We start from the raw sequence: 18,792 nt of genomic DNA, 5'->3' as shown, positions 1-18,792 counted from the left end.
TTGTTTTGAGTCAGGGGGAGCACAATGTATTTAGGCGTCGATTATTACCCGGAACAAACTCCACGTGCGTTATGGGAGGAAGACTTCCGATTGATGAAAGAACTTGGTGTCAACGTCGTTCGGTTGGCGGAATTTGCCTGGACGATGATGGAGCCGGAAGAAGGAGTTTACGATTTCCGGTTTTGGGACGATATCATCGAACGCTTGAGTGCCGCCGGTTTTGACATCGTCCTCGGGACACCGACGGCAACACCACCGGCCTGGATGTGTCACAAGTATCCGGAGATTCTTCCGGCAGACGAGCACGGCGTGACAATCAGTTTCGGAGCCCGTCGCCATTATACGGTTCACAGCGAAACGTACCAACGTTTTTCCGTTGCCATCACGACAGAAATGGCGAAACGCTATGGAAAACACCCGCGTGTCATTGGTTGGCAGACGGACAACGAATACGGTCATGAGAAATCAGACCGTTCCTACAGCGATGTCGACCGGGCTGCTTTCCAGGTCTGGCTCAAAAACCGTTACGGCACACTCGATGCGTTAAATGAAACATGGGGAACCGTCTTCTGGAGTCAAATCTATACGGCATGGGAGCAAATCCCGGTGCCGCGGAAAGTCTATCAGGAACACAATCCATCGTTACTTGTCGACTTCGACCGTTTCTGTGCCGACGGTTACAACCATTACAACAAACTGCAAGTCGATGCGCTCCGGGAACACATCCATCCGGAGGCCTTCATTACCCATAACCTCGTGTACAGCGACATGGCCGTCAATCAGCAGCAGATGGCACAGGATCTTGATTATATCGCCTTTGATAACTATCCGGTCTGGGGCGGTTTGCCGGAGCCGAACCGATTCGAGAAGATGGCGAGCGATCATGACCTTTGCCGCTCCTCGAAACAGGGGAAAGGTTTTTGGGTCATGGAACAACTGAGCGGAGCACAAGGCTGGAGTAAAATCGGTTACCTGCCGCGCCCCGGTCATATCCGCTTATGGACGTACCAGGCGGTTGCCCGCGGTGCGGAAGCCATCGTCTATTTCCGCTTCCGGGCGGCGTTGTTCGGAACGGAAGAGTTTTGTCATGGGATCATCGATCACGATGGAAAACCGAAGCGTAAATTCAACGAAGTCAAACAAATCATGACCGAACTGAACACGTTTGGTGACGAAATCAACGCGAGTAGCTATCGGGCGGAAGTCGGCGTGTATTTCGATCAAGAAAACGTGTGGGCCTGGACCCATCAGCCGCACAGTGATGCGTTTGATTTCCGGACCGAGTTCGTCCGTTTCTACGGTGGTGCCGTCCGGCGTCAAGCGTCGACGGATATCGTCTTCCCAGGAGACAAGCTGGATCAATATAAATTAATCATCGTTCCTCTGTACTTCCTGACGAATCCGACATTCGATCAGTCATTAATTGAGTACATGGAGCAGGGCGGACACGTCATCTTTACGTACCGGACCGGCGTCAAGGATCCGCACAACAACGTCTTGCCGCTGACGTTGCCTGGTAAGTTTGCACCGTATGCCGGGATTGAAATCGATGAGTACGAATCGCTGCAAGCCGTGCAGGAAAACCGGGTGGAAGGGATCGGAAAATTCGCGGGACAAGGCTCACCGGCCCGTCTTTGGTGTGATTTGATTACACCGACGACAGCCGAACCGCTTGCTGTCTACCGCGATACGTTTTATGACGGCGTCGCTGCCGTGACACGCAACGAATACAAAGGAATGATTACCTATATCGGCGCATCGATTGACGATGCGATGATCGATACGATTTACCGTCAAGCGTTTCTCGATGCCGGTGTTCAAACGTTTGAAGCACCGGATCAAGTCGAGATTGTACGCCGTCATGGTGAGACACGTGATTTCCTCTTCCTGATGAATCACGATACGAAAGCAAGCCGGGACGTTGTGCTCGATGCTGCCTATCAAGAGTTGAATACGAACGAGACATATAGTGGAACAGTGACGCTCGCCCCACTCGAGACGCTGATTCTGACAACGTAAGGAGGAGAACGACCATGGCCATTCTTGAACTGCCGAATCAGCGGTTCGTCCTCGAAGGACAACACGTCGCGCATGTCGTGACAATCGGACAGCACGGCAAAGTGTTGCATACGTATTTTGGAGCGCGTCTGCCGTACCCATCCGACTATGAAGCCTTACCGAATCCGGTCCTGGTACACAGCTCATTTGAATCGCCGGACGGGGTTGCGGTCTATGACTTCATTCCATTTGGTGAGATGGTCTACACAGAACCGACTTTAAAATCAGAACGGGAGGACGGGCAACGAATCAGTCAGTTCGTTTTTGAACGCGCCGAACAATCCGATAATGGATTGACGTTATGGTTGTTTGATTCGTTACAGGAACTCCGGGTCGGTATCAAATACGATCTGTACGAAACGTACGATATGATCGGACGATCACTCGTGATTGAAAACACAGGAACACAATCCGTCCGGTTGACGACGGCCCAATCGTTTGCGATGGGGATTTTACAACGACCGGACTTGAACTTACACCACTTCGCGGGAACATGGACCGGTGAATTCCAAAAACAAGTCACACCGCTGACACCGGGACGTAAGACAATTGACAGCCGACGGGGTGTGACGAGTCACCAGGCGAATCCGTGGTTCGCTTTGGAACACGGCGCAACGGAATCAGCCGGCGAAGTCATTTACGGACATTTCGCTTATTCCGGCAACTGGTCGATGCACTTCGAGCAGGATGCCTTCGGATTCGTCCAGCTATCGGGCGGGATGAATGAGTTTGATTTCAGCTGGCGACTTGAAGCCGGTCAGCATCTTACGACACCGGAATTTTATATCGGATACGCGCCAGACGGCTTTGCCGGAATGAGTGCCCGCGCACACGATTTTCAGCGGGACATCATCATGCCGGAATCGGACCGGAACAAGGTCCGGCCGGTGCTCTATAACTCCTGGGAAGCGACCTATTTTGACGTGACGGAACACGGTCAACGAACACTGGTGGATCAAGCCGCTGCCATCGGCTGTGAACTGTTTGTCGTCGATGACGGCTGGTTCGGTGAACGGAACTCCGACCAGGCCGGTCTTGGCGACTGGGTCGTCAATCCGGAGAAGTTTCCGAACGGATTAACGCCGTTGATTGATTATGTGAAACAACAAAACATGTCATTTGGACTTTGGGTCGAACCGGAGATGGTTAATCCGGATTCAAATTTATACCGGACCCATCCTGACTGGATTTATCACAGTCCCGGTGCCCTTCGGACGACATCACGCAATCAGTTTGTCTTGAATCTCGGCTTGCCGGAAGTGGAACAATTCGTATTCCGGATGATGGATGAACTGCTCGCAACCCACGCCATTGATTACATCAAATGGGATATGAACCGTGCGTTTTCGGAACCGGCTCTCCCGGGTGCGACACCGGCAGAACAACAGGAATTATGGAAGCGGCATGTCGATGCGCTGTACCGGATTTTTGACGGATTGCGCGTCCGTCATCCGGAAGTTGATTTTGAAGCGTGTGCCGGAGGCGGCGGACGGATTGATCTCGGAATTCTCAAACGGACGGAACAAGTCTGGACGAGTGACAATACGGATCCACTGGATCGCTTGACGATCCAACAAGATTTCTCCTTTGCCTACAATGCGAAGATGATGAGTTGCTGGGTGACGGATGGTCCGAACTGGCTCAACGGTCGGAACTTACCGCTTGCAACACGCTTCGTGTCTTCGATGCAGGGAACACTCGGCATCGGCGGTAACTTAAGCGAATGGACAACGGAAGAATTGGCGGAAGCAGCTGAATGGATTGCAACGTACAAGACGATTCGGGAAACCGTTCAATTCGGTCGTCAGTACCGGTTGAAGGCAGACCGCGTGACGGCCTCGCTGATGCAGTATACGTCAAACGATCAAACGGTGATTCTGGCGGTCGCCCCGATGCGTAAACACGGAATCGGTCACTACCATTTCCGGTTAGCCGGCCTTGAAGCGACCACATTTTATCAGGTTGAAGATCGTCAACTGAGTGGTGCTTACTTGATGCAACAAGGTCTGACCTGGAACTACACGAACGATTATGAAGCACGTTGCCTGCGGATCCAACCGGTTCATCGCAGCATAATACCTACATCAGAGTCAAAGGAGCCGATCGTATGACAGACCAGACATTAGAACAGATTTTCGAACAACAATTCGGTCAATCGTCGACCCACCGTTTTTTTGCACCGGGCCGGATTAACTTGATCGGAGAACATACAGATTATAACGGTGGTCATGTCTTTCCGTGTGCCTTGACGCTCGGCACCCATGCGGTCGCCCGAAAACGGGACGATGTGGTCTTTCGGTTTTATTCGCTGAATTTTGAAGATGACGGGATCATTGAAGTCGCAGGTGATGACTTGACGCCTCAATCTGCCCATGGCTGGGCCAACTATGCCAAAGGAATGATTCATGTCTTACGGGAAGCCGGTTACCGGATTGATACAGGGTGCGACATTTTAATTAAAGGTGATATCCCGAATGGTGCCGGATTATCTTCGTCCGCGTCACTCGAACTCGTCATCGGTGTCTTACTCGATAAACTGTACAATCTGGATATCGATCGGATTGACCTCGTTAAATACGGTCAACAGGTCGAAAACCAGTACATCGGCGTCAACAGCGGCATCATAGATCAGTTTGCAATTGGTATGGGCAAAGCAGGATCCGGACTGTTGCTTGACTGTGAGACGCTTGAGTACACGTATGCACCGCTTGATTTATCCGGTTATACGATCATCATCATGAATACGAACAAACGCCGTGAACTGGCAGATTCAAAATACAATGAACGCCGCTCGGAATGCGAAGCGGCGCTCGCTTATCTGCAACAGTACCGTCCGTATGCCTCACTCGGCCAATGGTCGATGAATGAATTCGAAACGGTTTCGTTTGAGGACGAACGATTGGAACGGCGGGCCCGGCATGCGATTTCTGAGAATGAACGGACATTGCAGGCACTGGATGCACTCAAAGAAGACCGGCTCGAAGCATTTGGTCAACTGATGAACGCTTCCCACCGTTCGTTACGGGTCGATTATGAAGTAACGGGGAAAGAACTCGATACATTGGTCGAAGCCGCTTGGGCGCAACCGGGAGTTCTCGGTGCCCGGATGACAGGTGCCGGTTTTGGCGGCTGCGCGATTGCAATCGTTGAAGACGACACAGTGGAAACATTCATGACGGCAGTCGGACACGCGTATGAGACCGAAATCGGTTATCCGGCATCGTTTTATACGGCAACCGTTGGCGATGGAGCACGAGAAGTCGAACAGGAGGTTATCTAAATGGCAGTACTCGTAGTAGGTGGAGCAGGTTATATCGGATCACACGCAGTCTATCAACTGGTCGATGCCGGACAAGATGTTGTTGTCATCGATCATTTAAAATCGGGACACCGGGAAGCCGTTCATCCGAAAGCCCGTTTTTACGAAGGGGATATTCGGGATCGTGCTTTCCTTGACACGGTGTTTGAGAAGGAAACAATCGATCAGGTCGTACATTTTGCGGCCTTTTCGTTAGTCGGCGAATCGATGGAGCACCCGCTCGCTTATTTTGATAACAATGTCTACGGCACACAAGTGTTGCTTGAAGCCATGATGGCACATGACGTGAAGCAAATCGTCTTCTCGTCGACAGCTGCGACATACGGTGAACAGGAACAGATGCCGATTCTTGAGACGGCCACGACGAATCCGACGAATGCTTACGGTGAAACGAAGCTGATGATGGAGAAGATGATGCGTTGGTGTGAAACGGCATATGGTCTGAACTATGTCGCGCTCCGCTACTTTAATGTTGCCGGGGCACGCGCAACGGGTGAAATCGGAGAAGATCATACACCGGAAACCCACCTGGTTCCGCTTGTCCTCGAAGTCGCCAACGGGCAGCGGTCGGTGATTTCGATTTACGGCGATGATTATGCGACGGAAGATAGCACGTGTATCCGTGACTATATCCATGTCGAGGATTTAATCGATGCCCACCTGTTGGCACTGGAATATTTAAAACAAGGCAAAACGAGTGACGTCTTTAATCTCGGTTCAAGCCGCGGCTTTTCAGTCCGGGAAATCATTGAAGCGGCACGCCGTGTAACGGGACATGCGATTCCGGAACAGGTTGTCGCACGACGCGCCGGAGACCCGAGTACATTGATTGCGGGATCTGATAAAGCGAAAACGGTTCTCGGCTGGACACCGCGCCGGACAGAAATCGACACCATCATTCAAGATGCATGGCGTTGGCATGAACAGCGTCCGCAAGGCTACAAAACACCTGTACGGTAAAGAGAGAGTTAGGAGAGTGAATGGCGATGAATGAACTCATCAAACAATTAACAGAGCAGGCGGTCCGTCAACGGTTGATCGAACCGGAAGATACGGTCTACGCAAGAAACCGTCTCTTATCCTTGCTCGGGGAAGCTGCATACGTGGATCCGGGAACCGTCGGAACGCGTCCGATTCCTGATCTTTTGGAAGAGATGATTGAACAACAGATCACGGCCGGGAAGCTGGCACCGCGTCTGGACGAAAAAGAACGGTTAGCGGCAGAATTGATGGATGTGTTCGTCGATCGCCCGTCTCAGATCACTTCGACTTTCCATCAGCTGTACGCGGAACATCCGCAACAGGCGACTGACTATTTTTATCAGCTCAGTCAAGCGAATAATTACATCCAAACAAAACGGATCGCTAAAAATATTCAGTATCAGGCGGATACGGTCTACGGGGAAATCGATATTACGATCAATTTATCAAAACCGGAAAAAGATCCCCGTGAAATTGCGGCGGCCCAGACAGAAATCGTTGAATCAACGTACCCGACCTGCCTCTTGTGTGTTGAAAACGTCGGCTATGCCGGACGGAGTAATCATCCGGCCCGTGCGAATCACCGGATTGTACCGCTGACACTCAGTGGCGAATCTTGGGCGTTACAATACTCGCCGTACGTTTATTACAACGAACACAGCATCATTCTGTCGCAGGAGCACCGGGATATGGTCATTAACCGCCAAGCCTTTGCTCGATTGCTTGAATTCGTCGCCCAGTTCCCGCATTATTTTGCCGGATCCAATGCTGATCTGCCAATCGTTGGCGGATCGATTTTGACGCATGATCATTATCAGGGCGGACGCTATGAATTTGCGATGGACCGGGCGAAGACGTTACAGAAGTTTGGCTTGCCGGATCATCCGGACGTCACCGGTGAAACGTTGCATTGGCCGTTGACGGTCGTTCGTCTGAGCAGTACCGACACTTCCGCATTACTTGATGCGGCGGACGAGGTCTATCAGACCTGGTTGACATACGAAGATGCCGAACATGAGATTTTGGCCACAACGAACGGTGTCCGCCACAATACGGTGACACCGATTGCCCGGATGCGCGGCGAACGGTTTGAACTTGATCTCGTCTTGCGCAACAACCGAACATCGGAAAAACATCCGGACGGCATCTTCCATACGCATGCCGACATTCACCATATCAAACGCGAAAACATCGGTTTGATTGAAGTAATGGGTCTCGCGGTGTTGCCGGCCCGTCTGTTAAGTGAACTTGAGCAAGTCGAACAGTTTATCGTAGGGACGGCTGATTCGACAGCTCCTTCGCATCAAGAATGGGCAACGGAATTGAAGGCGGCCTACACCGGACAAGACGTGACGGACTATGTCCGCCAAGCGGTCGCAGCAAAATTTGTCCGCGGACTCGAAGATTGTGGTGTCTTTAAACAGACGCCGGACGGGCAGGCGGGACTTGACCGCTTTCTTGAAAAGGTCAGCCGCCAAGTGGCAGGTGATCGGCGATGACGAAACAGACAGCATTGATCCGGGAAACGGATCTCATTCGTCACACACTGACGCAACCGGGAATCGAAGTCGAGATTTGGAACTACGGCGGCATCATCAATGATATCCGCGTTGCAGATCGAACCGGGCGAATCGAGAGTGTTGTTTTAGGTTTTGATACAGTCAAGGAATACGAGGACCACTCCCCGTACTTCGGGGCAATCGTCGGACGGGTCGCCGGACGCATCGGGCAAGCGCAGATGGAAGTCGAAGGAACCATCTATCCGCTCGCAGCAAACGATGGAACCCATCATCTGCACGGAGGAATCAACGGATTTGATCAAGCGCTTTTTGAGGTCGTCGAGGCCGCGACGGATCGACTTCATCTCCGTCTGTTCAGTCCGGACGGAGCGGAAGGGTATCCCGGCAACGTCACACTCGATGCCGTCTATCAGCTCAAAGGTCTCGCCTTGACGTTGACGATGCACGCGACGACGGATCAGACGACACCGTTAAACCTGACGAATCATACGTACTGGAATCTGTCGGGGAACTTACAACGGGATATCCTCGACCATCAATTGACGATCCCAAGTGAGATGTACTTGCCTGTCGGAGCGGATTTACTGCCAACCGGTGAGTTGCGGGACGTGACAGGGACACCTCTTGATTTCCGAACGGGACGACTGATTCGAAGCGGAGCGGAATCCGGTCATCCGGAAACGGCAGCCGCAGGGAACGGCTACGATCATCCGTTTCTTTTATCCGGACAGCCGATTCGGTTGGAAGACCCGGCAAGTGGCCGGTCTCTTGAAGTGACAACCAATCAACCCGTCGTCATCCTCTACACCGGGACGCAACTCGAGACGGATTATGAAATCCGCGGTGTCCGTTCCCGTCCTTCACTCGGACTGTGTCTTGAAACGCAGGTTCATCCGAATGCAGTGAATGAACCTAGTTTCCCAGATATTTTGGTTAAACCAAATCAGACCTACCACTGGGAAACGACTTACCGGTTTGGTGTAAATAACGATTGAACCAACGGGATACCCGGGATTATCTTTTTTCATAGCAGAGGCGTCGGAGTAAAATCCGGCGCCTCAGACTGAAGACAAAGTAGCGGTTTTTCTCTTGATCGAGAAGAACCGCTTTTTTGTTCGCTTCGAATCGTTTTCCTGGGACAAGCATCGCGCCGCATCGCTTTGCTGCTGGGTCGCTCCTGCTTGTTTTTCCCTAGGAAGCGATTTCGAGCGAACAAACACTGCTTCTTTCACGCCTTTTCCTCAGGCGAGACACCGGCCAGTTTGCGCTTTTTTCTGTAGGAGTCGCATGAAGGCGAGTGATTCTTTTTTTTTTACGGAATCAGGGTGGCGGACTATCATTCCGCCACCCTGATTTTTATAGAGAGTGACTTTTGAGTCAGTCCTTTTTGTGTATGAACGAAGTGTTTCCCGATATTCTTCAATCACAGGAAAGGGAGTTTCGAGGACGAGACCTGTTCGATCTCCAACAGCTGACGTTTCATGTTCAGACCGCCCCAGTAACCGGTTAAGTCGCCTTTTTTGCCGACGATGCGGTGGCAGGGAACGACGATCAGGACACGATTTTTACTGATGGCTGTTCCGACAGCACGCGTCGCACTCGGCCGGTAAATCTGTTGGGCGATATCTGAATACGTTACCGTCACACCGTACGGAACATGACATAAAGCCTGCCAGACTTCCAATTGAAAGGGTGTACCGATCAAATGCAGCGGGAGGGAAAACCGGGTCCGTACCCCGTTTAAGTATTCAAGAAGTTGTTCCTGGTATGGTTGCATGATACGTGGATGCTCAATCAGTTCAGCCCGGGGTAAATGCTTTCGGATCCAGTCGTCAAATAAGTCCGACGGTTCATTTAACGCACCGACATAACAGAGTCCGGTTTCCGATGCCGCAATGGGAAAGGATGTGTCGTTCCAGTTCAACCTTGTAAAGTAGACTTCCATCGTCTAACCTCCTTCGCACTAAAAATCCAAACAACAAACCGGCCGTTACCTAGGAAAAGGAACGGTCCGGTTGCAACTTACGACTTCGCTAAGACATCCTGCTGACGAGGCGGTAAATGAATTGCCTGTCCGAGCAAGGCTTCGATAGCTTCCGTAAAGGCTTCGTTTCGACTTGGATGCGGCATGACCGGGAAGCGGACGTCTTCTTCTTTCGCATGCAGTTCAAGCGTCTGAGCAAAGACACCGGCCAATTCGATCGCACCTTCGCCGATCATATGAATACCGAGGATGAGACTGGTCGTCGCATCGGAAATCACTTTGATGAATCCGCTACCTCCTTCGATGGTCGTCGCTCCATTGGCGTTAAGTGCGAACTGCGCGGTCCTGAACGAATGACCGGCGTCTGTCGCCGTTTGTTCCGTCAAGCCGATCGAGACAATGGGCGGAAGGGAGCGGATGATGGTCGGATAATAGGGAACCATCGTATCAGCCGACTGTCCGCTCAGATGTTCAGCGGTCCGTTTTGCCTCGTGGATGGCACGTGTTGCAATAGCGGGACCGGGTGTCACATCGCCGATCGCATAAATGTGAGGACGGTTCGTCTGTCCGAATGGATCGACGGGAATCGTTCCGTCTTCTGCTAACGTCACACCGATTCGTTCAAGCCCAAGCTCCAATGTATGCGGAACCCGGGGTAACGAGTGAAACAGGAAAGGAGCGGACCAGGTCGTTTCCTGCCCCTGTTTGACAACAGTCACGGTCACGTCCTCCTGAGCTTCGATTGCCGTGACGGTACCGGTGACCAACTGGATTTTTTGTTTTTTAAAGAGACGCCGCAACTCTTTGTCGAGACTCGGATCAAAATCGAATGCATCTGCAATCAGTGTGACTGACGTCCCGAGGGCTTGAAAACTCATGGCGGCTTCGATCGCGATATAGTCCTGTCCGATGATGACGAGACGTTCGGGTAACTCGGTCAATTGATATAACTGTTCGGCATTCAGTACGGAAGGGGCATCTTGCTTGATGCTGTGACTGCCGGTCGCAATCACGACATCGTTAAACCGGTACGTATCAAACTGATGCCCGAGCTCGACACCGATCCGGTCATCCGCCAAGAAGGAAGCCGTTCCGTGAACGACTTCAATTGCGTTGGCCTGACAGAGCGCTTCGACTCCGGTTCGTAATTGACGGATGGTCCGTTCCCGGTACTCGACCAATTGACTGAAATCATGTGTCGGATGAAACGAGAAGCCGAGAGCAGTCATATGTTTCGTTTGCAGTTTGACTTCTGCGGCATGAGCAACGACTTTAGACGGAATACATCCTTTGTTCAAACAAAGTCCGCCGATTTGTGCCTGTTCAATCAAAGTGACGGTTCGACCCAATTGACTGGCACGGATCGCAGCGGTGTAACCGGCTGGACCACCGCCAAGAATCACTAAATCACGTTCTTGCGTCAGTTCACCTACGACCATTTAAATCAGCTCCATCAATAAAGTAGTGGGGTGTTCGATCAATCCGGCGAACCGGTTCGTAAAAGCAACGGCCGTTGCGCCGTCGGCGACGCGGTGATCAAAGGACATCGAGAGATTCATCATCGAACGGATGACGATTTGATCGTGGTCGTCAACACAGACCCGTTTTTTTGTTTTATGGAAGGCAATCAAAGCAGTTTCCGGATAGTTGATGATTGGCGTCGCTCCCGTACTTCCGAGGGGACCGACATTACTCATCGTGAACGTGCTTGGTTTCAGGTCTGCAGCGCGTAAATCGCCTGTCTTGGCACGGGCCGACAGTTCTGCGACACGCGTGTGCAACTGTTGCATCGTCAATTTGTCAGCGTCACGGACGACCGGCACAATCAGTCCATCCGCCGTCTCGGTTGCGACGCCGATATGAAACTGTTGCTCGAGAATGATCTGTTCGTTGGCCTCATCAAGTTTAGCGTTAAAGACCGGGAAGTCTTGCAGTGCGACGATCAAGGCTTTAATGAAAAAGGCGTTGACGCTGATCGGTTTACCGGCCGTCTTTAATTCTTCGCGTAAGGCGAGCAGGCGGGTCATATCGACTTCTTCGAAATGCGTGACATGCGGAATCGTAAAGAGCGACTGTGTCATTTTTTTAGCGATCTGCTTCCGGATGCCTCGGAACGGAATCGTTTCGACCGGGTTAGCGGAAAGTGTACTTGTCTGTTCGACGACATCGGTTTTCTCGACGGAAGTATCGGCATCAAGGAACCGCCGGACATCTTCCTCTGTCACACGACCTGACGGATCGGAAGGCGGAACTTGTTCCAAATCAATTCCATGTTCACGTGCGATTTTACGCGTGTACGGTGTAGCCAAGACACGCCGATTATTTGACGGAACAGCCGGTGTGACAACAGGCGGCCGGACTTTGATTTGTTCCGTCGTCTGCCGGATCGGTTGTTCCGCAGTTACGGCCGTTTCTGTTTCAAGGGCTTCAATCAATAATAGGACCGTACCGACCGAGACGGTTTGACCGACAGGGATGATGAGGTCCGTAACGACACCGGAAACCGGTGCCGGTAATTCAGCGACCATTTTATCGGTCGACACTTCGACGACAGGCTGATCAATTGTGACACGATCCCCGACCCGGACCAGATAGTTCGCGATTTCACCTTCCGTCATCCCTTCACCGACGTCATGCAGCTTTACTTCAATCATCACATTCACTCCTTAAAAATCGACCGTACGCTGGATCGCTTCAAGCACACGCGTCGGCGTCGGGATGTAATGGTCCTCCAGGGCGAATAATGGAACAGGAACGTCGAACCCGGTGACGCGGGCAACTGGTGCCCGTAAATATAAGAACGAAGTATCGTTGATCAGCGCAAGCAGATCATTTCCAAGACCACCCGTTGCCTGGGCTTCATGAATGATCACAGCCCGGCCGGTTTTTTGGACCGATGCTGAAATCGTTTCACGATCCAGCGGATAAAGGGTCCGTAAATCAATCACTTCACAGGAGATACCACGGGTCGCGGCTTCCGTCGCGGCTTTTTGTGCGACTTGAACCATTGCTCCCCAGGCAATCAGGGTCACGTCCTGCCCTTCGGTGATGCAGTTGGCTTTACCGATTTCAATCGTATACGCTTCACTCGGAACCGGCTCCTTAAAGGCCCGGTAACTCCGCATCGACTCGAGGAACAGGACCGGGTCCGGATCTTCAATGGCGGCAATCAATAATCCTTTCGCATCATACGGCGTCGAAGGGCAGACGACTTTCAGGCCGGGCATCGAAGTAAACAGCGCTTCCGTACTGTCGGAATGGATTTCCGGTGCCCGAATGCCGGCGCCATAAGGTGCACGGATGACCATCGGTACACCGTAACGTCCCATTGTCCGCATCCGGATCCGTGAGACGTGGGTCATGATCTGTTCGTAAGCAGGATAGATAAAACCGAGAAATTGGATTTCGACAATCGGCTTAAATCCGTTGACCGCGAGACCGATCGATGTTCCGACGATGCCGGCTTCACTAAGCGGCGTATCGATGATCCGGTCTTCCCCGAACTCTTCCTGCAAACCGTCCGTTGCCCGGAAGACACCGCCGTTTTTTCCGACATCTTCTCCGAGTACAAGCGTCGTCTCATCGTCCGTCAGTTTTGTCCGTAAAGCATCGGTGACAGCCTGGACAAGCGTCATCTCTGTTTGCCGATTGATAGGTGTCGCCATGTTAATTCCCCCTTGCAGTCAGATAATCCGTTTTTTGACGGACTAAATCGTCCGGTAATGTTGCAAACGTATGGTCAAATAAATCATTGACGTCAGGCGGCGGGAAGGATTCCATCGTCTTGACGGCGGCTTCGACTTCTTCCTGATGACGGGACCGAATCGTTTCGATCTCCTGCTCATCATAAAAGCCCTGTTCCTTCATGAATGCTTCTAGTCGCTCGAGAGGATCCACTCGGTCCCGGGAGCGTTCCTGATCGCGGTATTTCGACGGATCGTCCGCCGTCGTATGGGCACCGAAGCGCCACGTGACGGCTTCGATCAATGTCGGACCGCCACCGGAACGGGCCCGCTCCAGTGCTTTTTGCATCGTGAAATACACGGCGAACACGTCATTGCCGTCAATCCGGACACTCGGCATACCGTATGCCAATGCTTTTTGGGCAATCGTTTCCGAATGCATCTGTTTTTGAATCGGGACGGAAATCGCATAGCCGTTGTTTTGATTAAACAGGATGACTGGAGCCTGGAAGACGCTGGCGAAGTTCATGCCTTCATGAAAATCACCTTCCGACGTCGCTCCGTCGCCAAAGTAAGCGACGGCAACTTGGGTCGATCCTTTTCGTTTTTCCGCCCAGGCCGCACCGACTGCGTGCGGAATTTGTGTGGCGATCGGAACAGCGGGTGGAAAGATATGCAACTCATCCGTCGGGACACAGCCTTCGACGCGTCCGTTCCAATATAAGAACGTCCGGACCATGTCGGCGCCAAACGTCAGTGTTGCTCCGTGATCCCGGTATGTCGGGAAGACCCAGTCTTTGTCCTGCAACGCATACGCACTGCCGACCTGTGCGGCTTCCTGTCCTTCGAACGGTGCATAGGTGCCAAGCCGCCCTTGACGTTGGAGATTGATCGCTTTCCGGTCAAACGTCCGGATTCGGTTCATATGTGTAAATAAGGCGAGGCTCAAGTCTTTTGTCAGCAAATCGGTTTTAGATGTATCGAGGACGTGTCCTGCATCATCAAGGATTCGGTAAATCGGAAATTCGGTTTCCATTGGTGTCACCTCCATTTAGTCGTTCCGGATGTTCCATTTCGGTTTGATCGTATTCGTAAAGATATTGTTATGACGAGACCGGATCTGAATCCGTTTGTTGCACATCCGGTTGGCGGCTTCGAGTGTCGTGATTGATTCTGCATGCGACTCGTTAAACACTTCTAGCACCGCATCATAGATATGTTTCGTTTTTAACAGGACACGTTCATGGTTTGCCCCGTACAGTTCGTCAGCGACTTGAATCAGACCGCCGCCGTTGACGATATAATCGGGTGCATATAAAATCCCGCGTTGCTGTAATTCGAGTGCCAGCGCATCGTCGGCCAGCTGGTTGTTGGCCGATCCGCAGATGGCTTTACATTGCAACTGTCCGATATTCGCCGCCTGGATGACACCACCATAGGCACACGGGACAAAGATGTCGGCATCTGTCAGATGAATTTCATGGGCAGCAATGACACGGACCGTTCCCGGTGTTTTTTCCGCCTGCTCAACGAGAGCAGCGAGAACGGCTTCGCTCAAATCGGATACATACAGATTCGCGCCGGCGGACAATAACTGTTCGGCAACTTTATAGCCGACTTTTCCAAGTCCCTGGACGGCATAACTGGCCCGGCTCAAGTCATCGGATCCGTATAAGGTTTCGACCGTTGCCCGCAAACCGTAAATGACACCTTCTGCCGTCGGAATCGATGAATCGCCGCTGCCGCCGAAGGCTTCCGGAATCCCGACGATCCGTGACGTTTCCCGGCTGGCATGGACGAAATCGTCCATCGTCGTGCCCATGTCCGTTCCGGTATAAAACCGTCCGCCGAGCGAATCGACGAATCGTCCGAAAGCACGGAACAATTCAGGTGTTTTGTCTGTTGCCGGATTGCCGATGATGACGGCTTTCCCGCCGCCGAAATCAACGTCGGCTGCAGCGCATTTATACGTCATGCCGCGTGACAGCCGCAAGACATCATCGAGAGCTTCATCGACGGTCGAATACGGTGCCATCCGGCAACCACCTAGGGCGGGACCGAGTGTCGTATCATGAATGGCAATGATGGCTTGCAGACCGGACACAGGATCATTACAAAAAACGACCTGCTCGTGACCTGAGATTTTTTCCATGATCGATAGCGATGGATTTGTGGATGGGTTCAACATGTTCATAAAAACATCCTCCTAACTTTAGTAAGCGCTTTCATTTTTAAGTTCAAAAAACATGCGGCGTCAACTTTTCCTGAATCAGCTGCTTATTTAAGATAATCTGTTTGACTTCCCCAAGACCGATGACACGATTGCCGTGTCTGACTTCGACTTTTGCCAATACGCGACCCGGGGTAAGCTCACTGACAACGGCTTCAATCCGGATATTCGATCCAAGTGTCGCCATTCCTACATGCTTTAAGGAAACAGCTCCACCGACACCTTCCTCCTGTTCTTCCAGATAAGGAAGGATGAGTTTTCGGGCAGCCCATTCCATATGATAGACCATCGAGACGGTCGAATAGGCGGGATGGACAACCACACCCTCAAACTGTGCAAACATTTCTTCTGTGACAGTCGTCTCGATCACCGCAGAGTCGCCGAGCGACAAACCGTTTTTCACGTCGATTCCCCCTTACCCCTGACCAGAGCTGGTCTTACCAAAAACAGTATAACACTTGTCACACGATATTTTATCAATCAGTTACAAAATGAGCAAACAATTTCAGGAATATTTTCCAAAAAGAAATATCGTTTTTTGAGTTTCTCTGTAGGAAAGGTCTTTATTCACATATTTAATCGAAATAAAGACGGATCTTAAGAAAGTTGGGAGCTTTTAACAAAATGAAGGATTGACAACATTGTGAACGTATCGTAGTTTAATGGTATAACCATTTTAAAACGAACGTTTATTTATTGTGTTATATAGACGCGGGAAGGGGTGCCACTTGTATAACGAAATCCTGGAAACGATGGAAGCGGAAGAACGGACGCGCTTACAACTGACAAGTCTACGAGAGACCGTTCGTCATGTGATGGAACATGTTCCGTTTTATCAAACCCGCTTCAAGGAACGGGGACTTGATGCCGAAGCACTGCAAACGATGGCAGACATCCAAAAGTTGCCGTTCACGTATAAAAGTGACCTTCGGGAACAGTATCCGTTCGGATTGTTTGCCGTTCCGCCGCATGAAGCGGTGCGGATCCATGCCTCATCCGGAACAAGCGGAAAACCAACCGTCGTCGGTTATACACAAAGTGACCTCGATGACTGGTCGACCGCTGTTGCACGTGGTCTGGTCGCCATCGGTGCTGAAAAAACCGATTTGTTGCACAACGCCTACGGCTACGGTCTGTTCACCGGCGGACTTGGCTTGCACAGCGGAGCTGAACAGCTGGGAATGACGATTGTTCCCGTGTCCGGCGGTAATACGGATCGGCAAATCACATTGATTGAAGATTTTCAGCCGCGCGGAATTTGCGGAACACCGTCTTATATGTTGCATCTGGCGGAACGGATGGAAGAGAAGGGTCTCGATCCGAAGATGAGCAGCCTCCGGTACGGGATTTTCGGAGCCGAGCCATGGTCGGAAGAGCTGCGGCAGACCCTCGAAGACAAGTGGGGGATTCGGGCATTTGACATCTATGGTCTCAGCGAAATCATGGGTCCCGGTGTCGCGATGGAATGTCAGGAACAAAACGGATTGCATCTGATGGATGATTTGTTCATCACAGAAGTCATTGATCCCGTAACGGGCGAACCGCTACCAGAAGGAATGGTCGGGGAACTCGTTTTTACAAGCTTAAAAAAGAAAGCGCTTCCAATCATCCGGTACCGGACCGGGGATTTGGCATCCGTGACGACAGAAGTCTGTGCCTGCGGCCGGACGACGACCCGGATGTCACGGGTCAAAGGACGAACGGACGACATGATGATTATCCGGGGCGTCAATGTTTTCCCGTCCGAAATCGAACGGGTGCTGTTGCAACAACCGGGTGTCACACCGCACTATCAAATTCACCGGATTCAACGGGCAGGACTTGAAGCACTGGAACTGCACATCGAGCTCGAAGCTGGGACGGTTGCCGAAGAGCTGAAGCGGGTCATCTGTCATGCGATGAAAACAGAATGTCTGATATCAGTGGATCTGATTTGTCACCCACCATATGGACTTCCGCGGTCTGAAGGCAAGGCCGTCCGAATCATCGACCGTCGCACAGAGTCTGAGAAGAAGTTTGTTTAAGCAAAGGAGGAAATGAAATGTACGATGCGACGCATCTTTTTGAACCACCGGTCATGACCGAAGAGGAAAAAATGGAACGATTTAAAGAACGGATCGAAAACGGGGAAAAAATTGAAGCCGACGACTGGATGCCTGATTTCTACCGGGACACGCTGATCAAATTGATTTCGATGCACGGCATCAGTGAAATCATGGGCGCCTTACCGGAAAAAGAATGGGTGCCGAAAGCGCCGTCCTTACGCCGGAAACTCGGTATCATGGCAAAAGTCCAGGATGAGATGGGACATGGTCAACTCCTGCTTCGGGTCGTTGAGGACTTGATGAAACCGTACGGAAAAACACGGGCGGATCTGATGGATGACTTATTCACGGGACGTCTTAAATTCCATAACGTCTTCCATATGCCGACCCGTTCCTGGGCAGACGCCGGGACAATCGGCTGGCTCGTCGACGGGGCAGCAATCATTACCCAGACGAACATGCTCGGAGCTTCCTACGGACCGTATGCACGGGCATTGCAACGGATTTGTGCCGAAGAAGTGTTCCATGCCCAGCACGGCGAATCAATCATCATGGCTCTGGCAGAAGGGACACCGGAACAAAAAGCAATGATTCAGGAATCGCTGGACGAGTGGTGGGAATCCCTGTTGATGTTCTTCGGTCCGGCATCAAAAGAAACGACCGGTACGTCCAAACAGGACGTGACGATCGCTTATAAAATCCGGACGAAGACAAACGAAGAGTTGCGGCAAAATTTCTTTACGAAATATGTTCCCCGTATCCGTTCGCTTGGTCTCATCATTCCGGATCCGACATTACGGTTTGATGAGGAAACCGGACAATGGATTTACGCCCAGCCGGACTGGACGGAATTCAAGAAAATCATTCAGGGCGGCGGTCCCCGTTCGAAGGAACGGCTCGCCTTACGCCAAACTTCATATCAAAACAATGCCTGGGTGCGCGAGGCACTTGCTGAGACGATCGGCTGAAGGA

At 51.7% G+C, this 18,792-nt stretch carries 15 protein-coding genes; 8 read left to right on the top strand and 7 right to left on the bottom strand.

What is annotated here, in order from left to right; genetic code table 11:
* The first annotated feature begins 24 nt into the window (after positions 1 to 24).
* The 6 genes from KNQ07_RS09410 to KNQ07_RS09385 are packed head-to-tail and all read left to right on the top strand — an operon-like array spanning position 25 to position 8,873.
* A complete protein-coding gene (locus KNQ07_RS09410) occupies positions 25 to 2,019 on the top strand; it encodes a beta-galactosidase (RefSeq protein WP_214766283.1) in 1,995 nt (664 codons plus the stop codon).
* Positions 2,020 to 2,033: 14 nt separating this feature from the next.
* Entirely contained in the window at positions 2,034 to 4,169 is a 2,136-nt protein-coding gene (locus tag KNQ07_RS09405) for an alpha-galactosidase (protein ID WP_214766281.1), read from the top strand.
* Entirely contained in the window at positions 4,166 to 5,338 is a 1,173-nt protein-coding gene (locus KNQ07_RS09400) for a galactokinase (protein ID WP_214766279.1), read from the top strand. The genes KNQ07_RS09405 and KNQ07_RS09400 overlap by 4 nt, the downstream gene beginning before the upstream one ends.
* Entirely contained in the window at positions 5,339 to 6,337 is a 999-nt protein-coding gene (gene galE, locus KNQ07_RS09395; RefSeq protein ID WP_214766277.1) for a UDP-glucose 4-epimerase GalE, read from the top strand.
* A gap of 20 nt (positions 6,338 to 6,357) precedes the next feature.
* Positions 6,358 to 7,857 carry a UDP-glucose--hexose-1-phosphate uridylyltransferase gene (locus KNQ07_RS09390; protein ID WP_214766275.1) on the top strand — a complete coding sequence of 500 codons (1,500 nt, stop codon included), beginning with the start codon at positions 6,358 to 6,360 and terminating at the stop codon, positions 7,855 to 7,857.
* Entirely contained in the window at positions 7,854 to 8,873 is a 1,020-nt protein-coding gene (locus KNQ07_RS09385; RefSeq protein ID WP_214766273.1) for an aldose epimerase family protein, read from the top strand. The genes KNQ07_RS09390 and KNQ07_RS09385 overlap by 4 nt, the downstream gene beginning before the upstream one ends.
* Before the next feature lie 428 nt (positions 8,874 to 9,301).
* On the opposite strand, the gene KNQ07_RS09380 is transcribed toward KNQ07_RS09385, so the two are convergent.
* The 7 genes from KNQ07_RS09380 to KNQ07_RS09350 all read right to left on the bottom strand — a co-directional run bounded on the left by KNQ07_RS09380 (position 9,302) and on the right by KNQ07_RS09350 (position 16,178).
* Entirely contained in the window at positions 9,302 to 9,823 is a 522-nt protein-coding gene (locus KNQ07_RS09380; RefSeq protein ID WP_214766271.1) for a methylated-DNA--[protein]-cysteine S-methyltransferase, read from the bottom strand.
* A gap of 77 nt (positions 9,824 to 9,900) precedes the next feature.
* Positions 9,901 to 11,301: a dihydrolipoyl dehydrogenase family protein gene (locus KNQ07_RS09375; RefSeq protein ID WP_214766269.1), complete on the bottom strand. Its 1,401-nt coding sequence runs from the start codon at positions 11,299 to 11,301 to the stop codon at positions 9,901 to 9,903.
* A complete protein-coding gene (locus tag KNQ07_RS09370; protein ID WP_214766267.1) occupies positions 11,302 to 12,516 on the bottom strand; it encodes a dihydrolipoamide acetyltransferase family protein in 1,215 nt (404 codons plus the stop codon).
* Between the two features lie 12 nt (positions 12,517 to 12,528).
* Positions 12,529 to 13,527 (bottom strand): alpha-ketoacid dehydrogenase subunit beta, encoded by a 999-nt coding sequence (locus tag KNQ07_RS09365; protein ID WP_012369292.1) that lies wholly within the window; start codon positions 13,525 to 13,527, stop codon positions 12,529 to 12,531.
* A 1-nt stretch (position 13,528) separates the two neighbouring features.
* The gene (gene pdhA, locus KNQ07_RS09360; RefSeq protein WP_214766266.1) at positions 13,529 to 14,581 is read right to left on the bottom strand and encodes a pyruvate dehydrogenase (acetyl-transferring) E1 component subunit alpha; all 1,053 of its coding nucleotides are present in this window, start codon (positions 14,579 to 14,581) and stop codon (positions 13,529 to 13,531) included.
* Between the two features lie 15 nt (positions 14,582 to 14,596).
* Positions 14,597 to 15,739: a Glu/Leu/Phe/Val family dehydrogenase gene (locus KNQ07_RS09355; protein WP_012369294.1), complete on the bottom strand. Its 1,143-nt coding sequence runs from the start codon at positions 15,737 to 15,739 to the stop codon at positions 14,597 to 14,599.
* A 43-nt stretch (positions 15,740 to 15,782) separates the two neighbouring features.
* On the bottom strand, positions 15,783 to 16,178 hold the full coding sequence (locus KNQ07_RS09350) for a thioesterase family protein (protein WP_012369295.1): 396 nt from the start codon (positions 16,176 to 16,178) through the stop codon (positions 15,783 to 15,785).
* 325 nt (positions 16,179 to 16,503) lie between these two features.
* Between KNQ07_RS09350 and KNQ07_RS09345 the strand changes: the two genes are divergently transcribed.
* Both KNQ07_RS09345 and paaA read left to right on the top strand, forming a co-directional pair.
* A complete protein-coding gene (locus KNQ07_RS09345) occupies positions 16,504 to 17,799 on the top strand; it encodes a phenylacetate--CoA ligase family protein (RefSeq protein WP_012369296.1) in 1,296 nt (431 codons plus the stop codon).
* 17 nt (positions 17,800 to 17,816) lie between these two features.
* The gene (gene paaA, locus KNQ07_RS09340) at positions 17,817 to 18,788 is read left to right on the top strand and encodes a 1,2-phenylacetyl-CoA epoxidase subunit PaaA (protein ID WP_214766264.1); all 972 of its coding nucleotides are present in this window, start codon (positions 17,817 to 17,819) and stop codon (positions 18,786 to 18,788) included.
* Positions 18,789 to 18,792 lie beyond the last annotated feature (4 nt).

The sequence above is a fragment of the Exiguobacterium sp. s145 genome, assembly GCF_018618835.1.
GTDB classification, from domain to species: domain Bacteria; phylum Bacillota; class Bacilli; order Exiguobacteriales; family Exiguobacteriaceae; genus Exiguobacterium_A; species Exiguobacterium_A artemiae.
This window is presented reverse-complemented; position numbering and strand designations above follow the sequence as displayed.